Raw genomic sequence first — 22,464 nt, forward strand, 5'->3', positions numbered from 1 at the left:
ACACGAACTTATACGAGATGCTCCGAAACATAGTGGCATGACTTGGCATCTCGCACCCGATTTTCCCTCCTACGAGGCCGCCAAAAGCGAGTTCTCGTGGGACACTATTCCCGACGACTACAACATCGCTCACGACTTCCTTCGGAAGCACGACGATTTGGACGCCACTGCGCTGGAGCAGTATTATCTCGACGGTCGGCACGAAACCTACTCCTTTCGGGATTTGGACGTTTGCTCCAATCGACTGGCCAACGGTCTGTCCGACCTCGGCGTCGGACGAGGCGACAGAGTCGCCGTCGTGATTCCACAGAACCCCGCGAATCCACTGACCCATCTCGCCTGCTGGAAACTCGGCGCGATTTCGCTCCCCCTCTCGATTCTGTTCGGCGAGGATTCCCTGCGCTATCGACTGAACGACAGCGGAGCAAAAGTGGCCGTCGTGGATTCGTCAGTTCGACCCACGCTCGATACGGTTCGGAAGGACTGTCCCGACTTAGAACACGTCATCGAAGTTGACGGGAGCGATTCCGTCGGCAACGGAATCGCTCCCGAGGGTGGGGATGAAAATCACAGCATCCATAGCAACCACAACAACCACAACAACCACAACAACCACAACAACCACAACAACGACAGCTACGATTTCGGCGAGTTTTGTGCAGGCCGGTCGGAATCGTTCGACATCGTGGAAACGACCCGCGATACGCCTGCGATCATCATCTACACCAGTGGTTCGACCGGGCCGCCGAAGGGTGTCCTGCACACTCACGACCTTTGGCTCGGCCACTGTCCCGCGTTTTACATGTACTTCGAGCGAACTGGTGACCCCGAAAAAACGGCAGAATCGACCGAACCGTCGGTCGTACCCGACGATTCGGTGTACTGGACGCCCGCGGATTGGGCGTGGATAGGCGCGCTGGGAGATGTGCTGTTTCCGGCGTGGCACTACGGCGAAACCGTCGTCGGCTGTCCGATGGGCGGATTCGACGCCGAAACCGCCTACGAACTGCTGGAGCGATTTTCGGTCACCGACACGTTCCTTCCGCCCACTGCGATTCGGATGATGATGGGAGTCGAAAACCCCACGGAAAAATACGAATTGTCGCTCCGAAACATCTGTTCGGGCGGCGAACCGCTCACCCCCGAAATCATCGACTGGGCCGAAACGGAACTAGACGGCGTCTCGGTCAACGAACTCTACGGCCAAACCGAAGCGAACCTTCTCGTTGCCAACTGCGGCGACTGGTTCCCGGTTCGCGCCGGAAGCATGGGAAAGCCGGTTCCGGGCCACGAAATCGCCATCATCGACCCGACTTCCGGCGAGGAGAAAGCAATCGGCGACGTGGGGATGATTGCCGTAAAACGCGACGACGACCCAATCGTTTTCGAGGAGTACTGGAATCAAGCCGAAAAAACAGAGGCCGTAACCCTCGACGACTGGCATCTCACCGGCGACCTCGGCTCCCGCGATTCGGACGGCTACTTCTGGTTCAAATCGCGCGACGACGACGTAATCATCACGAGCGGCTACCGCGTCGGGCCGGGCGAAGTCGAAAGTGCAATTCTGGAACATCCGGACGTAGAACAGGTCGGCGTCGTCGGCGTTCCCGACGACACCCGCGGCGAAATCGTCGCGGCGTTCGTGCAACCAGTCACTTCCCGGGACGAGAACGAAGCCTTTCGGGAGGAAATCCGGACGCTCGTGCGCGACAAGTTGGCCAAATACGAGTATCCTCGAAAAATCGAGTTCGTCGCCGAACTCCCACAAACGACGACCGGCAAGATTCAGCGGCGGAAACTCCGGGAAGATGAGTAATTTAAAACGGTGACGAGAGGTACTCCTTCGGAATCGCGTTTCTGACCGTCACGAGGGGATCAACAACCTGCGATATTTCGAGTCCGCCGACGAGACTCGAAAACAGATGGGCGTCCGTCTCGTCGAATCCGTGTTCGTTCGCGAGCAGGGCAATCGCGTCCTCGTTCGCCAACTGGCAGGCCGATTCGAGGGTTTCCGCGCTCGCAATCGTCTTCCACAAATCCGCGGTTTCGACCACGGGCCGCGAGAGTTCGAAACCGGGGTTCGACAGCACCGTCACCGTGATGTCGATGTCCGTGCTGATTTCCGCGCCGGTTCCGCACATCTCTCCGTCGGCCATCGCCGCCTTCGAATCGCCCATCGCAAGCAGCGCACCCTCCTGAAAAACCGGAAAATACGCCGTCGTTCCGCCGGTCATATCCGTCGTATCGAGATTTCCTCCGTGGTCGTGCGGAACGAGCGTCGTGTACGATTCCTCCGTCGGAGCGACCCCGATGGTACCGATACAAGGCTGAATCGGCACGTCGATGTCATCGAAACGAATCATGTCGCCTTCGACCGGGGTCACTCTGGTTTTCGGTTCTTCGATTTCATCTGATTCCTGTAGGAGGCCGAATCCGGGAATCGTCAGCACTCGCCCCCGGTCTTCGGTGACCCGAACGTCCTCGATTTCGACCTTCAGCACGTCACCGGGTTCTGCCCCCTCCACCGCGATTGGCCCGGTTGCGCCGTTGACTTCGTCGGGAACTTCGTCCACAACGTCGCTATCTTCCTGCACCGCCCCGCCGATGCTATCTATGGTTTCGACGGTTAGCGATTCGCCACTCTCCGCGGTGTACACCGGTTCGAGGGTCGGCGTGAACTCGTAGATGAGACCGTCCGCATCGTAGGCTACTGTCTGTCGTGCCATGGAATACTCTGCCACGCACGATTGCAAAAAACCACGTTTGGGAGACGCTATTGCCGAATCGCTTCCGGTGGCCCGCCAGCCAACCGTTCTCTGTCGTGTGCCTCCTCGAAGTCGAGTTCCGGCCCCTTCGGGACGATTCCTTTCGGATTGATGTCGGTGTGACTTCGGTAGTAGTGTTCTTTGATGTGGTTCATCCGCACCGTTTCAGCGACTCCCGGCAGTTGGTACAACTCCTTCAGGTAGTTCCAGAGGTTCGGGTAGTCTACGATTCGCCGGATGTTGCATTTGAAATGCGTCGCGTACACCGCGTCGAATCGTACCAGCGTGGTGAACATCGCAAAGTCGGCTTCCGTCAGTTTCTCGCCGACCAGATACCGTTGGTCGGCGAGCACGTCCTCCCAATGGTCTAACGCGGCGAACAACTCGGTTACCGCCTTCTCGTAGGCGGATTGGGTGTCGGCGAATCCAGACCGATAGACGCCGTTGTTGATTGGTTCGTAAATCGCATCGATGGTTTCGTCAACCTCGTCGCGGTACGCTTCAGGGTAGAACGTCACGTCTCGCTCCGCCACGTCGTCGAACGCGGTGTCCAGCATCCGCATGATTTCCTCCGATTCGTTGTTGACGATGGTTTCTTTCTTTTTGTCCCACAGCACCGGCACCGTCACGCGACCTGTAAATTCCGGGTCGGCCTCAGTATACACGTCGCGCAGATAGTCCGCTCCGTTCACTGTATCGGCGGTACAGCCCAACCTGTCCGGCGAGAACTCCCAGCCGTCGTCCTGTCTATAGGGGTCAACAACCGACACAGAAATCGCGTCTTCCAGTCCTTTCAGCGTCCTCGTGACGAGTGTCCGATGCGCCCACGGACAGGCGGAGGAGACGTAGAGGTGATAGCGTCCCGATTCTGCCGGAAACTCCGCATCCTCATCCGCTTCGACCCAGTCCCGAAACGACGTAGTCTGGCGCTCGAACTCACCTTCTTCGTTCGTCGTCTCGTAGGCATCCGTCTGCCACTCGCCGTCCACGAGCATTCTCATGGTTCGAAGTAGGGCCGTTTTCGACTTAGCCCTGCGGTTCCCCCACGTTCCTTCCGGGTTCGCTGGTTGCGCTGTAAGGAGCTAGAATCGATTTCAGAGTAGCTATCGGGATGGTACATGTATTCCCATCTGGATATTTTCACACCTACTTAGGTAGCTTTCTGGCTATCTGTCTGGATATCTCTCAGTATATCTTTCTGTATATCTCTCTAGAAATCCAAAAGATTGCGCCGATTTCACCCGAACTCGATGTTCATTGCCTCTCGAGATTTTAGAGCAGATAGAATGCCCCAATACCCACGACTCCCCCACCGAGGATGAGCGTCACTGCCTGTACTCCGCGGACGAACAGCACGAACGTCACGACTGCGAGCGCGGCGGTAAGTGGGTCGATAATTGCCTCCTGTGCCAGCGAGACGGTTGCCCCCAAAATCGCGCCGACGACTGCGGCGTTGATACCGACGAGTGCGGCTCTGACCTGTGGATTGTCGCGCACTCTCGCCACGTGGGGAAACATCGCCACGATGAAAATAAACGAGGGCGCGAACGCCGCAAATGCGGCGACGAATGGCCCGAGAACCCCATCGCTTTCTGCTGAACTGTCCGTCGAATCCTCGACGGAAAGTTCGTGGCTGACTGTACTCGAACACCACGGACAGACAGCATCGCGGAGATTTCCCACCAGTCGGCGCGTCCAGCGGTCGAACGCCCAGAGTCGTTCGTCGAATGAACGTCCCGGCAAGTTCGTTCAGATGGTATTGAAACTGGCCGCTGTCACGCATTCCGACGGCGTCTTTCAGTTCCGTAAACGTCGCCGTCCACTCCGGTGCGTTCCAGAGCGCGAAGAGGATTTCCAGTCGGGTTTCGTTCGCCAGCAGTTGGAAGGCGTCTCGAACGCGTTCGTCGGTTGTCTCACCCGTCGCTGAATCCATCGACTGAACCGACACGGAGAACCGAACAAAAACTACTGATTGGCGTCGGAGACGAACGCCATTCGTGTAATTCCGACAACTGAAACGATTTTCTACGAGCGATTATTACCCCCTGTCTTCCTTGTCGATTACGACCACTACGCTCGATGTCACAACACACCTACTCGTCCATCGATTCGCTCATCATTCGGTTCTACAGCTATCGCGGCCTCACCTCCGGTGGATTCGTCTACCCGATTCTGACGGTGCACGCGCTCGCACAGGGCCTCGACCTCGCTGGTGTCGGCCTCGCCGCCGGGATGTTTTTCGCCGGAACGCTTCTCGGCGAGATTCCGACGGGCTACGTCGGTGACCGAATCGGTCGCCGGAACAGCCTCTTCGTCGGTTCAGTCCTCATCTCCGTCACCCATTTTGGGTTCGCATTCGCCGATTCCTTGGCCGGGTTCGTCTTCTTCTGGGGCTTCTGGGGCTTGGCCGCGACTTTCCGCTCGGGAAGCACGGACGCGTGGCTGTACGACACGTTGACCGACCACGAGGCAACCGAGACGTACACCCGCGTTCGCGGCAGAGCGACCGGCGTCTTCTACGCCTCCGCCGCGATTTCCGCCTTGGTCGGCGGCGCGCTCTACGAAAACTGGTCTGCTCTGCCGTTTCTCCTCGCGGGCGTGCTGACCGCGATTGGCGCGCTGGTCGTCCTGACGCTGCCGGAACCCGCCGCGTCCCGCACAGACCAAGGGTTCTCGCTCAGAGAAGCGCGAACCGCCCTCGTCTCGGTCGTTTCGAACCGAACGGTTCGCTCGTTCGTCATCCTCTCCGGAATCGTCCTCGCGGTGCCGGAAACGGTCGAAGTGTTCGTCCAACCAGTTGCGCTATCTATCGGTTTTCGACCGTCCACACTCGGCCCGCTGTACGCCGGCCTCATGCTCGCCGCGGCAGTTGGTTCCTCGACTGCCGACGCCATCGGCCGTCGAATCGGGGTCGGGCGTTGGTTCGTCGTCGGGCCGACGATGCTTGCCGTCGTCCTCATTCTGGCCAGTTCGGTTCACGCCGTGGCCCTCCCCGTGTTTTTCCTTTCCCGCGGTGCGAATACGGTCACGGACACGCTCGGAAGCACGTTCGTCAACGACCGGGTCGCCTCCCACGGACGAGCGACCACGCTCAGCGGCGTTTCCATGGTTCACGCGCTCGTCTTTCTGGTCGGCAGAACTGCTGGCGGCGCGGTGGCTGACGTCACCTCGCCGCTGGTTGCACTGGCCGGATTCGGCTGTCTCGCCGTCGGGGCCGTCGCGGTCATTCGCGCGACCGCAGACCCGTTTTCGGCGCGTTCGCCCGTTCGACCCGAGCAAGCCGATTGACAACTGGACTGCGTCGTCAAACCGGCGTCGTCTCACTCGCTAGAATTTCCGGAACTGTCGTCGTCGGGCCGCGGAAGCGCGACGAACGACGTTCGCTCGATGCTGAAGGGGTCGTACACCGACTGGTGGCACGGACAGTAAATCTCGTCCGCAGCCCCGAACTTCGCACTGCCGGGGTCGCCCTTGAACAGCGGCACGCAGCAGAAATGCGTGCATTTGTCCATGATGGCGATGAAGCCCTGTTGCGTGCTTGCGCTCAACCACTGATTGTCGTTGGCCGCTTCCTCGATTCGCGTGCTCCGAATGAGTTGGACAGGAATCGTCCCGCTCGCGGGAACGTCCTGCGAGCGCCACGTCGCCACAGCGGGTTTCCCGAGCCCCGATTGACCGATACCGTTGCCCCACGATTCATAGTCCTCGAAATCGCTGACGTTGACGATGGCTCCCCCTTCTACCTCCGACTGCCATTCGTACTGCGACGACGATGCGTAGCGGAAGTAGTTGTCTTGGTCTGCGTTTGGTTCGACGCCGGGATACGTCTGGACGCCGCAGTACTGGAACCACTCCGACGAGTACGTGACGCCGCCGAGTTGCTGTTCGGCGACGGTTATCGTTTGCCCTGCCTGCCGCTGCTGTTGAACCTCCGGCCAGACTCCTTTCACGTCACCGTTGTCCTCGATTTCGACCGGAATTTGTGGCATCGGTCGCGGCGCTGGCCCCGCCGTGTTTTCGACGCCGTAGTATTGAATGATACCTCCGCCTTCACCAGTCGGTGCCGTCGCGGAGTTGAGCGTTGCCACCGTTCCAGTTCCGATACCTGCCAACGCCGCGCTTCCGACGACTCCCTTGACGAAGCGACGACGGGACGTGTCTTCCGGATATTTGTCCGCCTCTGACATCGTGTTGTTCACCCTGCGTGGTTCGTTGTGGAACCCTCGTGTCATCACGAAGGTTTGCGCATCATCAGTTTGCGCATGTTTCACCACGCAATCGTGGAGGCTAGGGATTCACCGCCCTTTGTTATTCGTCGCCCATTCGCTAGTCCGCACCGATTACTCCGAATGTCTATCGAGTAATGTTATATTTCTTGATAATTTCTCCCTCGCCGACTGCGACGACTTTTACTCGGTATGATATTATCCATTACAGATTCACATACCGAAAACGATTAAAACAGTGTTACAACCTCCCCGTCTGGTGATTTCTTCCTTTCACGCCCAATAGAGATATATGCGTGTTACAGTGATATCTATACTAGGGCATGACTCACAGTCCACCAGAGCGAATATCGACGGGCGTGTCTGGACTGGACGAGATACTGCACAGTGGTCTTATTCCAGGACGGAGCTATCTCGTTCGGGGCGACCCGGGAACAGGAAAGACGATTCTCGGAATGAACTATCTCACTGCTGGCGTCGAGGCGGGTGAGACGGTTTTATTCGTCAACTTAGAAGAATCGGAAGAGGACATTCGTTCCAACGCGACAACGTTGGGAATCGACCTTTCGGACGTTCACTTCCTCGATTTGAGTCCGGATTCCGATGTCTTCGTTGACCAACAGTCCTACGATATTTTCTCGCCGAGCGAAGTCGAGCAGGAACCGCTTACCACGGCGATTACGGAGCGTGTCGAATCGATAGAACCCGACCGGGTGTTCATCGACCCGTTGACGAAACTGCGCCACCTCACCTCTGACACCTATCAGTTCCGAAAGCAGGTCATCGCGTTTATGCGCTACCTGAAAGAGCAGGGGGCGACGATACTGCTCACGTCGGAGAGTACGCCGGATTCACCCGACCACGACCTGCAGTATATGACCGATGGCACCATCCAACTCGAACGGCCGGATATGGGTCGCGTCATTTCGGTTCCGAAGTTCCGCGGGTCGTCGATTCGGGAGGGCAAACACTCGATGCGAATCGAGCAGGGCGGTCTCGCCGTCTATCCGGAACTGACGACGAACGGGCACGACCGGGAGTACGTCGCCGAACCGATTCCGTCCGGCGTCACCGAAATCGACAACCTGCTTCACGGCGGTATCGAGCGCGGAACGGTCACGGTGTTGAGCGGGCCGACTGGGGTCGGCAAAACGACCGCCGGAACGCAGTTCATGAAGGAGGCCGCGAGCAGGGGCGAACGCTCGGTCATCTACATGTTCGAAGAAAGTACGGAGACGTTTATGCGGCGGAACGAGGCCATCGACATCCCCGTCGAGGAGATGATGGAACAGGGAGCGCTCGAAGTCGAAGAAGTCGAACCCCTCGACCATTCCGCCATGGAGTTCGCCCGCGAAGTTCGGCGCGAAGTCGAAGAGAACGACACGGACATCGTCATGCTAGACGGTTTGCAGGGGTACAAACTCTCGATTAGCAGTGAGAGCAATGAGATGCTCGTCAGGAAACTCCACACGCTGTCGCGCTATCTCAAGGATATGGGCGTCTCAGTTATTCTCGTGGACGAAATCCAATCCGTTACCGGCGAGTTTCAAGCGACGGAGGCGGGAATCAGCTACCTCGCGGACAACATCGTCTTCCTGCGCCATATCGAAATTTCGGGCGAGATGCGCAAGGCCATCGGCGTGTTGAAAAAGCGGACGAGCGATTTCGAGCGCACGCTCCGCGAGTTCAGAATCACCGACCACGGCCTCGAAGTTGGCGAACCGCTTACCAGGCTTCGAGGCGTTCTGTCGGGCGCGCCGGAGTGGACTGAAGTCGAATCCACACTGGACAATGGAGGATGAATCGCTCGTCCTCGTCCTTAGCAAGAACGAAAAAAACCTCGAACTGCTCGCCGACCTCGTTGACCAAGAAGGATGCACGGCGCGCATCACGACTACGGTCGGGGAGTTCGATGCCGTCCTCCGCGGGGACGAGCGAATCGAAATCGCCGTCCTCGATACCGAGGGGTTCACGGCGGACTTGTGGAAGCGATGTGGCTATCTGCACGAACAAGATATTCCGTCCGTCGTCCTCACCCCATCGACGCCCGCGCACGTTCGACGCGAAGCAATCAGCCGCGGCGTTCGTTCCATCCTCGAAAAGCCGGTCGATACGGCCGACCTGCGGGCGACGATTCGCGGCATGCTGATGCAGTAAACTGAACGCCACTCCATTTTTGAACCACCTTCAATCGTCGGATTGGCTTATATAGTCTGTCCAGTTACACACAATTTCTTACCTGTTTGAAATCTGTCTGTCTAAGTGTACAAACCATATCCCCCGAGCGATGATTTCACGGACACATTCAGACGCCGATTCGACTGACCTGATTTCTGGTCGCACCGTCGTGAGCCTCATCTTCGTCGCCATCATGCTGTTTTCTGCCGTGGCCCCGGCAGTTGCCAGCATTTCGGCGACAGCAAGCGAATCGACGCCAGCGGCGGTGACAGAATCAGCACCACTGACGGCATCGACGCCAACGGCGACCACCGGACAACTGAGCGCCGCTGACGGCACCCCGCTTACCGGCGATTCCGTCTGGTCGTTCGACGGTGGGACACATCGCTACGCGACGACAGACGAAACCGGTTCGTTCAGCCTCGATGGCGACGGGACGGTCGGTTTCTACCAGAAAACTGACAATCACTACTGGCAGCGCGACGGAGTTGCCGACATGTATGCAACCGGTCATGGATCTGAAAACATCGGTGAAATTACCGTCCCGAACGCGCATGTGCTCAACGTGCGTGTTCTCGACACAGATGGAAATCCGGTTTCCGACGTGAGCGTTCGTCTGAGCGACCACGCAGAGGATTCGAACGCATCGGTCGGTATCGTCGGTGAAACGGATGAAAACGGATTCTATCGTGCGGACAGAGCGCCGTTTACCGGCGTCGAAATCGCCGGAAACGTCTCGGTTGCGGTTCGCTCCCCGCCGACGCAAGAGCGATTCGTCCAGCGTCAGTATCGCCGAAATCTGACTGTCACGAACGAACAAACGCTGACGATTCGGTTGGAAGACGGGGAAGAAGCTATCGACGTGACCGGCAGTTTCAGCCGGTTCGACGGAACGCCGACGTCCGGTTCGGTCGATATTCGAACCGAACGCACGTTCGCCGACGGTGAGAATCGTTCGTTTGCACTGGATGATTCCGGCGCACTCGACGCGACGCTTCCATTCAATCAGCAACTGGAAGGGATGACGTTCCACCACGTTTCGTTTGTCCAACCCGACTTTCAGCGTGATGGCGCGCCAGACCTGTTCGCCGTCGATAGAATCGACGGCACGGAATCCGTCGATTTCGACCGGCAACTCCCACAGGCGCACACGACGATGTTCTCCGTTACCGACGACGACGGGACGCCGGTTGCGAACGCGGACGTTACGGTAACCCACCGAAGTCCGACGGGAGCGACGGCGAGCAAAACGTTCCAAACCGACGAAAGCGGGCGACTCGGCGGCGGCAAGTCACCCGGACTCGAACTCACCGGACGTCTGACTATTCGAGTGTCGCCGCCGGACTCCGACCGATTCGTCGGCGGTGCGGTTCGTTCCCTCGACGTTCGTGATTCGACGCACGTCTCGGTTTCGCTTGACGAAGCGCCGCCGGAGTTGTCCGGCCTTTCAACCCCGAATTCGGTCGAACTCGGCGATTCGATTTCGCTCACTGCGGACGCGAGCGGCGCTGTTTCCGAATACCGATGGGATTTCGATAGCGACGGGGTGACCGACGAAACGACCGCGGAACCGACGGTTTCACACAGCTACGCCGAAATCGGCACGTTCTCTCCGACCGTGACGGCGGTTGCCGACGATGGCGTAACCGCGAGTACGAGCGAGACGATTTCGGTGGCGGACACGCGTGCACCGATTGCGAACATCTCCGTCCCGCTGACGATACTCTCCGGCGTTCCGGTCACCTTCTCCGCCGAGGAGACGACCGACGAGGGTGGAATTGCTCGCTACGTTTGGGAGTTCGATGACGGAACGACGAAGGAAACGAACTCACCGACCGTTTCGAACACGTTCGAGACGGTCGGCCCACAAACGCTGCGAGTTACGGCGTATGACGACGCCGGAAATTCCGATTCCGCGGCCCGAACGTTCGAAATCGGAAATTGGAGCGAGGATGGCGGCGGTGCCCCCGGAAACAACAGTAGTGCTGGAAACGGTACTAACGGCGGCGGTGCTGGCGGCGCGGGTGGCGGCGGTGGCGGATTCAGCGAAGCAATCGTCGAAACATCGCACGGCGACGACGGCGTGGCAATCGACGTGTTGAACGGTCGAGACGGCGAAACCGCGTGGGCCGACCTCTCCGGCGAGGAAACGGCCGCCGTCTCGTTCACCGAAGTCGGCATCGAGTTCGACCGAACCGACGCGAACACCGCGATTACGGCGGACGGAAAATCCGTTGATGACGCTTCTGACGCTCCGGAGAACGCTCTCGCACTTCTCGACCTTCGGGAGCGATACGTTCGAACCGGTGACGTGGATTCTGCGACGATTCGGTTCTCTGTTTCGCCCGACGAACTACCGGAGGGGGCGACCCTTTCGGACGTGACCCTCTCCCAACTTCGGGGCGACGAGTGGCACACCGTTCACAGCACGCGGGACGGAGTCGAATTTTCGGCGACCGTTTCTGCCTTCTCGACCATTGCGGTGAGCGTCGCTGGTGAGGGAGCGGAAACGGTACCCGAGTCCGGAACTGGCACCGAAACGAACTCCCCGGACGACCGGCAGTCGAATTCGGCAGAGTCGCGTGCTAACACCAACACCACGAACGCCAGGAAAACGACATCGACAGTGACGACCACGGGAACGGCGGAAACGCAGGACGTGCTTAGCAATGGCCAACCAGGATTCGGATTCGTCGTTGCTCTTCTCGCGCTGGTGGTTCTCGCCCGCGAGAGGCAACGTCTTTAACCCTCTCCTCAAATGGTTCGGCAATGCGAATCGAGAACAGTTTCATTCCCGTCCGCGGGGTGGGCGAGAAGACGGAGCAGAAACTGTGGCAAAACGGTGCAATCGATTGGAACGAGTTCGACCCGTCGCTCGTCGGCAGCGCGACGGGGGACAGAATCGAGTCGTTCATCGCCACGGCGAGCGAGCATCTCGACGACGGCAACTCACGCTATTTCGCGTCCGAATTTCCCAGCGGCGAGAACTGGCGACTGTACGAGAACTTCCGCGAGAACACCTGTTTTTTCGACATCGAAACGACCGGGCTAAGCAAATATTCGAGCGTCGTCACGACCGTCAGTTTGCATCGCGGCGGCGAGACGAAAACGCTGGTTCGAGGTGACGACCTCACGGCGGAGGCCCTTCAGCGCGAATTTTCGGAGTCCGATCTGCTCGTTTCCTTCAACGGCAAGCGGTTCGACCAGCCTTTCTTGGAACACAACTTCGACCTGTCGATGGACGCGCCGCACCTCGATTTGATGTACACCTGCAAACGTCTCGGCCTCTCCGGCGGGCTGAGTGCGGTGGAAAACGAACTCGGCGTCAGCCGCGGCGGCATGGACATCGGCGGGCAGGATGCAGTTCGACTCTGGTATCAGTACGAAGCAGGGGATGAAGCGGCACTGGAGACGCTCGTTCGATACAACCAGTACGACACGCAGAATCTGGAGACGATTTTGGAGACGGTTACCGAGACGCTTCACGACGACGTGTTCGCGTGTCATCTGCCCTGAGCGCAAACGCGGGAAACCCGCGTTTGCGCTCAATACTCCGCAACCGCACGAACCGGCGCACCATCTGCATCTTCTACGGAAAGCGGAAACGCGGTCAATCGAAACTGTCGCGGCAATCCATCGAGGTTGGTCAAATTTTCCAGAATGAGGTGGTCGGTTCCGAGCAGTTTGCGGTGGGCGGGAACTCCTTCGGGTTCCCCTTCAGTTGCGTTTTCCGTCGGCGTCGGGTCAACGTTCAGCGCGTCGATGGCGACGTGGTAGTCGTGGTCTGTACACCATCTTGCGGTTTCGCGGGTCAGATACGGATGGTCGAAATAGTCGTCCGTTCCCCAGTGGGTGTCCCATCCGGTCCGAAAGACGAGCAGGTCGTCGTCGGTCGGTTCTGGAAGGTCGGCGGGGCGAATCGGTTCTCTGGCCACCTTTTGACGGCAATCGACCAGCAGGGCGTCGAAAACGAACGTTTCGATGGAGAACGAATCGAGCGTTCGCCCCTCGGGTTCGGTGTGACACGGCGCATCGACGTGGGTTCCGCTGTGGCTCCCGAGTTCGAGGTTGGTGACCCGATAGCCGTCCGCCTCGTGGGTCGCATGCGGCGTGCAGTTTACGGGTGGGTCGTCGGGGTACACTGTCGCGCCCGAGTCGAGCGAGTGGGAACAATCACGGTACATCCTCGTTCGTCCGAATGGGATGTTGAAATAAAACTGCGCGGTTCGTTCGGGATTTTATAAATTATGGTACGACTACTACTCTCCCGAACTTTCAAGAGTACAGACTCCGGTAGAAATATACCGCTCCACTGAGCAGGTATAGCAACGCCGCGTATGAGTAACATTCAACTGACAAAAATATCGACCGGAACAACGGGGCTTGACGAAATTTTGCGAGGGGGTTTCATCGCAAAACGAAGCTACCTTCTTCGGGGTGACCCGGGAACAGGAAAGACGATTCTCGGAATGAACTATCTCACTGCTGGTGTCGAGTCTGGCGAGACGGTTCTGTTCGTTAATTTGGAGGAATCAGCGGAGGACATTCGGGACAACGCATCGACGCTCGACATCGACCTCTCGGACGTTCACTTCCTCGATTTAAGTCCGGATTCCGACGTGTTCGTTGACGAGCAATCCTACGATATTTTCACACCCAGCGAAGTCGAACAAGAACCGCTCACACAAGCGATTACCGAACGGGTCGAATCCATCGACCCAGACCGGGTGTTCATCGACCCGCTCACCCGACTTCGTCATCTGACGTCGGACGAGTATCAGTTCAGAAAGCAAGTCATCGCGTTCATGCACTACCTGAAAGAGCAGGGTGCGACAGTGCTGTTTACGTCCCAGCACAGCGATGAATCGTCGGACGACGACCTGCAGTATATGACCGACGGCACGATTGAACTGGAAAACTCGACGCACGGACGCACCATCAGCGTCCCGAAATTCCGCGGGTCGTCGGTCAATGAGGGCGACCACGCGATGCGAATCAAAACGGGCGGCCTTGCGGTCTATCCGGAAATATCTCCGACGAACCACTCCCGAACGTTCGAAATCGAATCCGTTTCCTCGGGCGTTCCAGAAGTTGACCAACTGCTTCACGGTGGTCTCGAACGCGGAACCATCAGCATTCTAAGCGGGCCAACTGGGGTCGGCAAGACGACTGTCGGAACGCAGTTCATGAAAGAGGCCGCGGGACGAGGTGAACGCTCGGTCATGTACATGTTCGAGGAAACGTTGGAGACGTTCCGTGAACGGAGCGAAACCATCAACATCCCGGTCAAACGGATGCAAGAACAGGGGGCGCTTGAAGTCGAAGAGATGAAACCGCTCGACCGCTCCGCCACCGAGTTTGCCCACCGCGTTCGGAAAGATGTAGAGGAAAACGACACCAGCATCGTCATGATAGACGGTATCGACGGCTACAAACTCTCGCTTCGGGACGACAACGAACGCGTGTTGGTGCGAAAACTCCACTCGCTCTGCCGATATCTGAAAAACATGGGCGTCACCGTCATCCTCGTGGACGAAATCGACACCATCACCGGCGAGTTCCAAGCCACGGAGGCGGGAATCAGCTATCTCGCGGACAATATCATTTTCCTCCGCCACCTCGAAGTGACGGGCGAGATGCGCAAGGCCATCGGCGTGTTGAAAAAGCGGACGAGCGACTTCGAACGCACGCTTCGCGAGTTCGAAATCACCGAGCATGGACTCAAAGTCGGAGAACCGCTGACCCAACTCAACAGTGTCCTCTCGGGTTCTCCGGAGGTGGCGCAACAGCCATCGGAGTCGTACAATGGGTGAGGCGGCCCTTATCCTCGCACTCGGGAAACAAGAGCGGAACCTCGAACTGCTCGCCGGACTGCTCGAAAACGGTGGTTACGATGTCGAAATTGCGACGAGTATGTCCGAGTTCGACGAATTGCTCTCCGTTCGGGACGACGTGGCACTTGCCGTCCTCGACGTTGACGGCTTTACTGAGGACATCTGGAAGCGCTGTGAGCAACTCAACGACCGCGACATTCCGATGCTCGTCCTCGCCGCACAGATTCCGCCCGCAATGCGCCAGAAGGCGGTCAGCAGGGGGGCACAGACGATTCTCGAAAAGCCGGTGGACAAAGCGGATTTGCAGGCGACGATACGCGGACTGATGGAATACATCCGAATGAACTGAGGTCGGGTGAGGAGACACCGGTGGAGTTGCCGAATTTTTTCGTTTCGAGCGGAACGAGGCCGCGGACGTGCTGATTTCTGTGAAAAAGCGATTTTCGGTGGGGGCAAACCGATGACGAGTAGAGTTTGTCCGGCGACGATTGGGGTGGGGGAGGGCCGAAGCGTCAGCGGGGGGTTCAGGGGGACGGCTGGAGGTTCGGTGGCAGGCTGGACTCCAGTGCAACCGGAGTCCAGCGAGGGCCAAGGGGGAACCAACGCAGTTGGGTATCGTCGGGGCGGACAGGTGGGGGAGGGGATGCTACGTCGTCATCAGTTACTGCTTCGTAGGGTACCTAATTCAGCACTACCACGAAACTACCGACCGTATCAAAACTACACACAGTATCAAAACCATCTATACTATTCTGACTGGCGATTGTTTTCGGGGTAGTTACCCTGCTATAGTTTATGTCGGAATGCACGAAGCACGTCTCGACCCGTTTCGGTCAGCGTGACCTGCTTTTGCCGACCGACTTTCGAGACATCGACGTAGCCATCCTCGGCGAGTGGGTCAACGATGTTGGCGTTCAACAGCGCGAACTTCGCTTTGTCGTTCGCCGGACTGCTCTCCGAGATGAACGACAGATTCGCACTCTCGGCGTAGTCGATGATGTCCTTTTTCTTCGGGGTGTAGACCTCCGTATCCACCTCTTCCAAATAATCCATTACGGCGACTTGGTCGCGCGACGGCGATTCGATGGGATAGGTCGGAAGCACTTCTTCGCCGACGTAGCCGTAGCTCTGTCGTTCGTCTCGGTCTTGATGTGCGTATCCCTCCGGTTGGACGTAGTACGCCGTGGCGTCCGTCGCCATGCAGGCGATGGCCGCGCCGACCGCGGAGAGTTTCGACCCGCTCGAAACGTTCACGCGCACGATGTCGTCTACGTGGTCGGAGACGAGCGTCGTGACGACGCCGAGAACGTCGTAGATGTCGAGCAAATCGACGGCCTCGCTTCGAACGTCGATTCCCTCATCCACCAAAACGGATTTCAGTTCGTCGTGATATGTTGGGCGCTCGCTCGCCGGGCCGTCGTGTTCGAGAAGATAGAGAACATCGACACCGTGTTCTCGGACTGGTTCGACGATTCTGTCGTATTCGTATCCGAGCGGCGCGATGTGAACCTCGTCGATGGATTGCATTACTCGGTCGTTCGCCTCCGACTCGTTAAATCCACTGGATAGTGTGGTTCATTCTGCGCTACTCGTCTTCGTTTCCGAGGAGGAGGGAGAACGCAACGACCGCCACGAGAAGCAGTGCCAGCGCGAGATAGCCACGCCACGTCTCCGTCGGAAGCGAGATGGGGCCGACGAACGAGAGGACGGCAACCGCCAGTCCGACGCCCACGCCAGCGACGAGAAGCACGCCGGTCGCGTGGACGACTTCGCCGCGGCGAGTGTCCGCTTCCCAACCGATTTGGAGGTTGATTTCCGCCGCGTGGTCGCCAACGTCTCGAACTACGAGTGCGGCGGCGACACCGCAGAAGACGACGACCGGTGCCGCCCCGAGTTCTGCCGCGACGAGCGCCGCGATGAATAGGGTCGCTCCGCCGAGCGCGTACCCGCTCGCCGAATCGAGGCTGACCCACGGTTGCACGAACGACACGGCGACGACTTGCAGAACGATAAACGCGAGCAGTATTCCGCCGACGCCAGCGATGAGAACCGATGCCGGGCCGAACTGTTCGACCAGCGCTCCCGGTTCGATGGTTGCGACCGCCGAACCGAACGACGGCACGAGAATCGACCCCGCACCAAGCAGTCCCGCGAGGACGACGACGGCGATACCGCCCGCGGAGAAAGCGATTGCTTGCGGCGGTCTGTCGCCCGCCCACGCGATGACGACGTGTTGAACAGTTCGCACCGCAAGCACTCCCAGTTCGAACAGCAAGAACGCCGCCAACGGGACGTGAAGCACGCCGGAACGCAGAAGGGTGCGAATCACGTCGCCGAATATCGACAGCGAGACGAGAAGCGCCTCGAAAAACGACGGCCCCCACGCCGAGGAGGCGACGATAACCTGCATCCCGAGGAACATCCAGTACGGCGTCGGCACCGTTTCGAGTCGGACATCGAGCGGTTCGAGCACCCGCTTTTTGAGTTTCTTTCCTTCGGTGAGCCACTCGTCCAGTATCGGGACGACCCAGTGGAGGAGTTCGATGACGACCAATCCGGCGACTTGCAAACTGATGAGGCGAGCGAGGTCGCTTGACGTGCTGACCGTGACGGCTATCGTACTGACAACTTCACCGAACGTCCGGAATGCTCCCGCGTGGATTCCCCCGGCGACGACCAGTCCGACGAACAGCACGGCGATGGAGCGCCGGAGCATGAGATAGAGGGGAAACCCGGCGACCGAAGTGAGCGTCGTCGTCGCGTTGAGCGCGACCGCCGTCACGCACAGTCCGAGCAGGAGCGCGAACAGCGGCGGGTTGCCGAACACCGCACTCGCCGTGAGCAACAGCACACCGGAGACGATTGCGATGCTTCCGGCCGCTCGGAACTCGTTCGCCGACGACTGGACGCCGTTCGTGCCGAGCGAGATGCAGAGCGCCCCCGCGAGTCCCATCAAAACGCTAGCGAGATTTCCGGTCACCCAGCCGAGGACGAACACCATGTAAGCGGCAATAACGGTTGCGAGCGCCCCGCCGAACCGGGTCGAACCGTGCGTGGTGTTCATGCCGACCACCTCGCTTGACTCTTCGAAATCGCAGCGGCGAGTGGGTCGTCGGGCGACCAGTCCACAACGCGCAACCCGCCCTTTCGAACCTCACTAAGCCGTTCCCGTCGTGCAAGGTGTGCGACCGACCCGCCGGGGGTTTCGGTCGCCGTCACGTCCGGACAGACGACGGTCACCGCATGACCGTAAGCGTCGAGGCGCTTTGCAGCATCCACGGCTTCGTCGTCGGCCATCGGCGAGAGAAACACCACTTGCGTCTCCGACCCGAGCCGTTTCCGAATTTTCTGCAGTTTGCGTCGTGCCATCTCTTGTTTTCGTTTCGCGCTGAACAGGCCGCTTCCGGACGGAACCGAACTCGGCGTCGGAACGTCTTCCAGTTCCGACCGAACGCGCACGGCCTGTTCTCTGCCGCCACTCGGTGAGAGATACATCTGCTGTTTGCCGTACACCGAAACGCCGACGCGGTTGTTCTCCCGAACGAGTGACGTTGCGATTCGCTTTGCGGCGTACACCGAGAGGTCGATTGCGTCCGGTTCGCCGCTCCGCCGCGCGATGCTGGCCTCCGAGCGAGCATCCACGAGCAGGAGGACGGACGCAGACCGACTTTCGCGGAAGTTCACCGTCGTCAACTCCTGTGTTCGCGCGAACCGCTTCCAATCGATTCGACTCATCGGGTCTGCTGGCTGATACTCCCGCGTCGAATGAAATTCGAGTCCTTCACCGCTCGCGTCGGTCGTAATGTGCCCCGGTGAAGCGGTCGTCTGAGCGCGGAGCGGAACGTCCTCGACGAACGTATCGCAGGTGATGGTCGTCTCGACCGTTCGCTTTTCGCGTTTCTCTTCGGTGCCGCTAATCGACTGGGCAACCAGCGTTGTCGGTTCGAACTCGTGCGCGCCGCGACGAGTCCGAATCGTGTACGAGAACGAAATCTCTTCGTCGGCACCGAGACTCGTTCCGTGGCGGGGCGAGCCATCGACCACGGCCAGTCGTTCCGGAACGCCGTCCACGATTCTGAGGTCGGGAATCGCCGATTCGCCGACGTTGCGGACGGTGAGGGTAACTGTGACTTTTTCGCTCGGGCGCGGCGACCGCTCGCTCACCTCGCGGTCGAGTTCGACCGCGAGCGTCGGCGCGCTGGTTCCGAGTCGGTACGCCGTGTACGCGAATCCGACGACCGACGAGAGGAGGATGGTGGCGTTTCCGGTAACCACACCCGCCGCCCCGGCGAGCAGGGCGACCGTCATTCCGGCGTCGAACTGCGGGCCGCGACTCATCGCGACCCTCCGTCGTCTGTTTCCAACTCGGTAACGGCGCGTTCGGCCCCTCGGTCGAACGTTTCGCCCTGCGTCCAATCGACGATTCTGGTTCGGAGCGGAATATCGGAATGCGGCGCGCCGAGGAAGGAGGCGGCACGCGGGTCGTCCGTCCACGACCCGTCTTTCAACGCCTGCTTCGCGTCGGATTCGCTGTATCCTCGCTCTGTGAGCATCTGAATCGCGGCGTTCCGAACGTGTTTGCGTGCGGTCGCGCGGCGACTGCGGCGCTTTCTGGACGGTAGTTCGAGGTTGCCTTGGAGTTCGAGTGCGTCGTCCACGTCGGCCCCGCTGGTTCGATGTTCGTAGTAGTAGGCGATTTCGGGTTCTCGTCGCGGTTTCCACACTGACTTCTCTTTTTCCGTCACCTCGCCTCTGACCGACCAGAGACCCAACACCCCCGCTACTCCTGCGATGACTATAATCGGCAACGGGGCGGCAATCCAGCCGACCAGCGGCCTGATGATCGACTCCGGAATCGCCCACGGTGCGAAAATCACGACAAAAGCGAGCGAGAGCGAGCCGACGCCGATGCCGAACAGCAGTTGCTCTCGGCTTATCGATTCGGACAGTAGATGGCGGATTCGTTGGCTCGCCCGGCCCAGATGGCGCATCACGCGTCATCACCGTCCCGGAATCGCTCGATTTTATCGAGCGCGGCGCGAGCGATAGTGGTTCGCTCTCCCGACGACGGATAGCTTCCGTATCGAACCTCGCGGAAGGCGTCGGTCAACTGTCGAACGGCGTCGGTCGGGAATCCGCGGTTGATGGCCGTTCGAGCGAACTCCTCCGGCGTTGCGGCCCGGCGATTGCGAACGCGGAGGTGTTCGGTCATGTTCTCCCACGCTTCTTCGATGTCCGGCGGGCCGACTTTTTCGGGTTCCGCCGTCGCGGTGTCCGATTCCGTCTCGGTCGATTCGGGTTCTTTCTTCGACGTTTTGCTCCCGAATTCCGGCAGATTCGGTCGGGAGAAGAGGCTCGGTACCGACAGCAGTCCCGAACCAACCGAGCCAAGAGCGAGGAACGCTCCGCCGAATCCGCGGCCGATGGCGGTGGCTGTCTTGCCGACCGCCGACCCGAATCCGGTCAGTGCGACCGACAGGCCGCTTCCGAACTCGGACAGGAGGGTCGCCGTGTCGTCGACGAATCGAGGGACGGAGGCCGAAAATCCGATAACGAGGCTCATCGTTCGCGCCGGAATCCCGGAGACGAACGCACTGATTGGTTCGCCACTGATCGTGATGGGAATGAGGCCGGAACCGCCGATTTCGAAGGTTCCTCGGCGGAACCCGATTCCGACAAAGAAGGCGGTGAGAACGCCGAGTACGGATAAAACGGCAGTTATCGATTCGAGGACATCGAGTCCACGGGCGGGGTCGTTCTCCGACGACTGCGAACCTCCTGCTGTCGTCGTTTCTCCGTCTTCGTCGGAACTGCTGTCGCTCGATTCATCAGTTTCCGTCGTTGTCGAATCTTTCGACTCGGTAACCGTTTCCTGTTCGTCCGGCAAATCGCTGTCGAACGACCCGCTTCCCGGACTGTAGAAGGGATTTGCATACGATTCACTCGACCCGTCTGCGCGACCGTCGTCCCCCGCACTGGTCGGATACGAACCGAATCCGGTTGCGGGAAACAACGACGCCGCGAAGACGACTGCGAGGACACAGAGGGCAGTGAGGGCGACACGGCGACGCTTGGAGTTCACTAAGTGGGTGGTTATCCGTCATCACAGAAATATCTTGCTTCCTGACTGATCAGAAGTCGGAACCAACATTCATGTATGCTGACCGCGACGAATGAAATACGACATGTCACGCGACCCCGCCCTGACTCGGCGAATCTTCGCCACCCTTTCGCTCGTCCTGCTCGCAGATTTGGCACTCGTCGCCTGCGGTGCGTTCCTCCTTCGCCCGTGGCTCTTCCCCCTCGTCGAAAGCGCGCCCGCCGGTTTAGGATGGCTCGTTCTCGTCTTCCCTGCAACCGTAATTCTCGTCTGGGCGCAACTGCGCTACGCCCGCCGGGAGGCGCTCGCGGAAGTCGATGCGAGCGTCGTCACCGCCGACGAATATCCGAACCTCACCGCCCGAATCCGCCGTCTCGCCAGCGGGACGGACGTTCCGGTTCCGACCGTCGCTGTCACCGAGACCCCCGTCCCGAACGCATTTACGGTCGGTGGGCCGCGAAGCGCGACCATCGTCGTTTCGACCGGACTGCTCGAATCGCTCGGTGAGAACGAACTAGACGCCGTCCTCGCGCACGAACTCGCACACATCAAAAATCGGGATGCGATGGTGATGACGCTCGCGACGTTCGTCCCGTCGCTCGCGGGCGACTACTCCCTGCTCCGCGACCTCGGACTGAGTCAGTCCGCACGATACACGGTGTGGGCCGTCGCGCTCGCCCTGCTTTACGTTCCGAGCGCCACCGTCATCGATGCGCCGCTTTTCAGCCTCCAGTACACTCTGCTGTTCGGCCTGCTCGTCGCGTGTCTCGTCCTGTTCGGCGGCGTCGCACTGGGTATCGTGGCGATGCCGGTCGTCTCGCTCGCCAGTCGTCTCTCACACGACCGGGAGTTCATCGCCGACCGCGCGGGTGCGGTTCTCGCTGGGAGTCCGGCGTCGATGGCCTCCGCGCTCCGGACGCTGACCGAGGATGGCGAAACGGCGCCGGAACAAGACGCTCGCGCGGTCGGCGGCGTTCGGCAACTCTGTTTCTTGCCCGGTGGATTCGGGAAAGAAACGGGCGACAGCGACCTCGAATCGCTTCCGATTTCGATGCAAACCCATCCGTCCACCGACGAGCGAATCGCTAGTCTGCGGGCGTTGGAAGCCGAAAACTGATTCGTCGATTCGGGAACCCCGATTCCGAACTGCCTCTTCTGGAATCTCTACTCTGGATTGTCTATTCTGCGGTCGTCGTTTCAGCGGGTGACCGGTCGGGTTCGAAAAACCAGTACACTGCTATCCCTATCGCCGCTTCGAGCGGCCCGATGAAAATCGCAGACAGCATGAAGAAAAAGTATGCTGCCATTCCCAGATGGTCGGCAAGCGTGGAATCAGTGTTACCCATTGCTATCTTCTAATT

20 protein-coding genes and 1 pseudogene are annotated in these 22,464 nt (G+C 59.3%); 9 read left to right on the top strand and 12 right to left on the bottom strand.

Translation table 11 applies throughout. The features are described 5' to 3' along the window. Positions 1-37 precede the first annotated feature (37 nt). A complete protein-coding gene (locus HL45_RS16140) occupies positions 38-1,816 on the top strand; it encodes an AMP-binding protein (RefSeq protein ID WP_049972222.1) in 1,779 nt (592 codons plus the stop codon). 1 nt (position 1,817) lies between these two features. On the opposite strand, the gene HL45_RS16145 is transcribed toward HL45_RS16140, so the two are convergent. From HL45_RS16145 to HL45_RS22055, 4 genes and pseudogenes are all read right to left on the bottom strand, one after another. Beyond that, entirely contained in the window at positions 1,818-2,726 is a 909-nt protein-coding gene (locus tag HL45_RS16145; protein WP_049972223.1) for an acetamidase/formamidase family protein, read from the bottom strand. 47 nt (positions 2,727-2,773) lie between these two features. Next, entirely contained in the window at positions 2,774-3,766 is a 993-nt protein-coding gene (locus HL45_RS16150; RefSeq protein WP_049972224.1) for a glutathione S-transferase family protein, read from the bottom strand. 271 nt (positions 3,767-4,037) lie between these two features. After that, entirely contained in the window at positions 4,038-4,508 is a 471-nt protein-coding gene (locus HL45_RS20515) for a chromate transporter (RefSeq protein ID WP_049972225.1), read from the bottom strand. A 31-nt stretch (positions 4,509-4,539) separates the two neighbouring features. Beyond that, positions 4,540-4,698, bottom strand: a pseudogene (locus tag HL45_RS22055) (DUF7347 domain-containing protein); the annotation flags it as partial. A gap of 146 nt (positions 4,699-4,844) precedes the next feature. Between HL45_RS22055 and HL45_RS16160 the strand changes: the two are divergent. After that, positions 4,845-6,053: an MFS transporter gene (locus HL45_RS16160; protein ID WP_049972226.1), complete on the top strand. Its 1,209-nt coding sequence runs from the start codon at positions 4,845-4,847 to the stop codon at positions 6,051-6,053. A 32-nt stretch (positions 6,054-6,085) separates the two neighbouring features. On the opposite strand, the gene HL45_RS16165 is transcribed toward HL45_RS16160, so the two are convergent. Beyond that, positions 6,086-6,952, bottom strand: coding sequence for a QcrA and Rieske domain-containing protein (locus HL45_RS16165; RefSeq protein ID WP_049972227.1), 867 nt, complete (start codon positions 6,950-6,952; stop codon positions 6,086-6,088). Positions 6,953-7,314: 362 nt separating this feature from the next. Between HL45_RS16165 and HL45_RS16170 the strand changes: the two genes are divergently transcribed. From HL45_RS16170 to HL45_RS16185, 4 genes are all read left to right on the top strand, one after another. After that, complete coding sequence (locus HL45_RS16170) at positions 7,315-8,793, top strand: ATPase domain-containing protein (protein ID WP_049972228.1); 1,479 nt, start codon at positions 7,315-7,317, stop codon at positions 8,791-8,793. Next, positions 8,783-9,148, top strand: coding sequence for a DNA-binding transcriptional response regulator (locus tag HL45_RS16175; RefSeq protein ID WP_049972229.1), 366 nt, complete (start codon positions 8,783-8,785; stop codon positions 9,146-9,148). The genes HL45_RS16170 and HL45_RS16175 overlap by 11 nt, the downstream gene beginning before the upstream one ends. Positions 9,149-9,278: 130 nt before the next feature. Next, a complete protein-coding gene (locus tag HL45_RS16180) occupies positions 9,279-11,915 on the top strand; it encodes a PKD domain-containing protein (RefSeq protein ID WP_049972230.1) in 2,637 nt (878 codons plus the stop codon). 23 nt (positions 11,916-11,938) lie between these two features. Next, complete coding sequence (locus tag HL45_RS16185) at positions 11,939-12,685, top strand: ribonuclease H-like domain-containing protein (protein ID WP_049972231.1); 747 nt, start codon at positions 11,939-11,941, stop codon at positions 12,683-12,685. Between the two features lie 29 nt (positions 12,686-12,714). On the opposite strand, the gene HL45_RS16190 is transcribed toward HL45_RS16185, so the two are convergent. Beyond that, entirely contained in the window at positions 12,715-13,353 is a 639-nt protein-coding gene (locus tag HL45_RS16190) for a cyclase family protein (protein WP_049972232.1), read from the bottom strand. Between the two features lie 153 nt (positions 13,354-13,506). Here HL45_RS16190 and HL45_RS16195 point away from each other — a divergent pair, with 153 nt between their 5' ends. Together HL45_RS16195 and HL45_RS16200 are read left to right on the top strand one after the other, a co-directional pair. Then, complete coding sequence (locus HL45_RS16195) at positions 13,507-14,982, top strand: ATPase domain-containing protein (protein ID WP_049972233.1); 1,476 nt, start codon at positions 13,507-13,509, stop codon at positions 14,980-14,982. After that, entirely contained in the window at positions 14,975-15,352 is a 378-nt protein-coding gene (locus tag HL45_RS16200; protein ID WP_049972234.1) for a response regulator, read from the top strand. Before HL45_RS16195 ends, HL45_RS16200 begins: the two co-directional genes overlap by 8 nt. A gap of 437 nt (positions 15,353-15,789) precedes the next feature. Here the strand turns inward: HL45_RS16200 and HL45_RS16205 are convergent, their stop codons facing one another. Genes HL45_RS16205 through HL45_RS16225 form a run of 5 tightly spaced genes read right to left on the bottom strand, consistent with a single transcriptional unit; the run spans position 15,790 to position 21,085 of the window. Continuing rightward, positions 15,790-16,530 (bottom strand): HFX_2341 family transcriptional regulator domain-containing protein, encoded by a 741-nt coding sequence (locus HL45_RS16205; protein ID WP_049972235.1) that lies wholly within the window; start codon positions 16,528-16,530, stop codon positions 15,790-15,792. Between the two features lie 58 nt (positions 16,531-16,588). Next, positions 16,589-18,067 (bottom strand): DUF7519 family protein, encoded by a 1,479-nt coding sequence (locus tag HL45_RS16210; protein WP_233274821.1) that lies wholly within the window; start codon positions 18,065-18,067, stop codon positions 16,589-16,591. Beyond that, the gene (locus HL45_RS16215) at positions 18,064-19,341 is read right to left on the bottom strand and encodes a DUF58 domain-containing protein (protein WP_049972237.1); all 1,278 of its coding nucleotides are present in this window, start codon (positions 19,339-19,341) and stop codon (positions 18,064-18,066) included. Before HL45_RS16215 ends, HL45_RS16210 begins: the two co-directional genes overlap by 4 nt. Next, positions 19,338-19,994 carry a DUF7269 family protein gene (locus HL45_RS16220; RefSeq protein ID WP_394324787.1) on the bottom strand — a complete coding sequence of 219 codons (657 nt, stop codon included), beginning with the start codon at positions 19,992-19,994 and terminating at the stop codon, positions 19,338-19,340. The genes HL45_RS16215 and HL45_RS16220 overlap by 4 nt, the downstream gene beginning before the upstream one ends. After that, positions 19,994-21,085, bottom strand: a complete 1,092-nt coding sequence (locus tag HL45_RS16225) for a DUF4129 domain-containing protein (protein WP_049972239.1) — start codon at positions 21,083-21,085, stop codon at positions 19,994-19,996. Before HL45_RS16225 ends, HL45_RS16220 begins: the two co-directional genes overlap by 1 nt. Positions 21,086-21,188: 103 nt before the next feature. On the opposite strand from HL45_RS16225, the gene HL45_RS16230 reads away from it, so the two are divergent. Next, the gene (locus HL45_RS16230; RefSeq protein WP_049972473.1) at positions 21,189-22,220 is read left to right on the top strand and encodes a M48 family metalloprotease; all 1,032 of its coding nucleotides are present in this window, start codon (positions 21,189-21,191) and stop codon (positions 22,218-22,220) included. 61 nt (positions 22,221-22,281) lie between these two features. Here HL45_RS16230 and HL45_RS21305 read toward each other — a convergent pair whose 3' ends face one another. After that, positions 22,282-22,449 (bottom strand): hypothetical protein, encoded by a 168-nt coding sequence (locus HL45_RS21305; RefSeq protein ID WP_162833891.1) that lies wholly within the window; start codon positions 22,447-22,449, stop codon positions 22,282-22,284. Positions 22,450-22,464: the final 15 nt, after the last annotated feature.

The sequence above is a fragment of the Haladaptatus cibarius D43 genome, from assembly GCF_000710615.1.
Classification (GTDB): Archaea; Halobacteriota; Halobacteria; order Halobacteriales; family Haladaptataceae; genus Haladaptatus; species Haladaptatus cibarius.

Excerpts from the sequence above, each read along its gene's own strand:
- HL45_RS16190 (WP_049972232.1), bottom strand. The coding sequence starts at position 13,353 with ATGTACCGTGATTGTTCCCACTCGCTCGACTCGGGCGCGACAGTGTAC.
- HL45_RS16220 (WP_394324787.1), bottom strand. The coding sequence starts at position 19,994 with ATGCGCCATCTGGGCCGGGCGAGCCAACGAATCCGCCATCTACTGTCC.
- HL45_RS16210 (WP_233274821.1), bottom strand. The coding sequence starts at position 18,067 with ATGAACACCACGCACGGTTCGACCCGGTTCGGCGGGGCGCTCGCAACC.
- HL45_RS16180 (WP_049972230.1), top strand. The coding sequence starts at position 9,279 with ATGATTTCACGGACACATTCAGACGCCGATTCGACTGACCTGATTTCT.
- HL45_RS16150 (WP_049972224.1), bottom strand. The coding sequence starts at position 3,766 with ATGAGAATGCTCGTGGACGGCGAGTGGCAGACGGATGCCTACGAGACG.
- HL45_RS16145 (WP_049972223.1), bottom strand. The coding sequence starts at position 2,726 with ATGGCACGACAGACAGTAGCCTACGATGCGGACGGTCTCATCTACGAG.
- HL45_RS16185 (WP_049972231.1), top strand. The coding sequence starts at position 11,939 with ATGCGAATCGAGAACAGTTTCATTCCCGTCCGCGGGGTGGGCGAGAAG.
- HL45_RS16170 (WP_049972228.1), top strand. The coding sequence starts at position 7,315 with ATGACTCACAGTCCACCAGAGCGAATATCGACGGGCGTGTCTGGACTG.
- HL45_RS21305 (WP_162833891.1), bottom strand. The coding sequence starts at position 22,449 with ATGGGTAACACTGATTCCACGCTTGCCGACCATCTGGGAATGGCAGCA.
- HL45_RS16205 (WP_049972235.1), bottom strand. The coding sequence starts at position 16,530 with ATGCAATCCATCGACGAGGTTCACATCGCGCCGCTCGGATACGAATAC.
- HL45_RS16195 (WP_049972233.1), top strand. The coding sequence starts at position 13,507 with ATGAGTAACATTCAACTGACAAAAATATCGACCGGAACAACGGGGCTT.
- HL45_RS16165 (WP_049972227.1), bottom strand. The coding sequence starts at position 6,952 with ATGTCAGAGGCGGACAAATATCCGGAAGACACGTCCCGTCGTCGCTTC.
- HL45_RS16200 (WP_049972234.1), top strand. The coding sequence starts at position 14,975 with ATGGGTGAGGCGGCCCTTATCCTCGCACTCGGGAAACAAGAGCGGAAC.
- HL45_RS16140 (WP_049972222.1), top strand. The coding sequence starts at position 38 with ATGACTTGGCATCTCGCACCCGATTTTCCCTCCTACGAGGCCGCCAAA.
- HL45_RS16175 (WP_049972229.1), top strand. The coding sequence starts at position 8,783 with ATGGAGGATGAATCGCTCGTCCTCGTCCTTAGCAAGAACGAAAAAAAC.
- HL45_RS16160 (WP_049972226.1), top strand. The coding sequence starts at position 4,845 with ATGTCACAACACACCTACTCGTCCATCGATTCGCTCATCATTCGGTTC.
- HL45_RS16230 (WP_049972473.1), top strand. The coding sequence starts at position 21,189 with ATGTCACGCGACCCCGCCCTGACTCGGCGAATCTTCGCCACCCTTTCG.
- HL45_RS16215 (WP_049972237.1), bottom strand. The coding sequence starts at position 19,341 with ATGAGTCGCGGCCCGCAGTTCGACGCCGGAATGACGGTCGCCCTGCTC.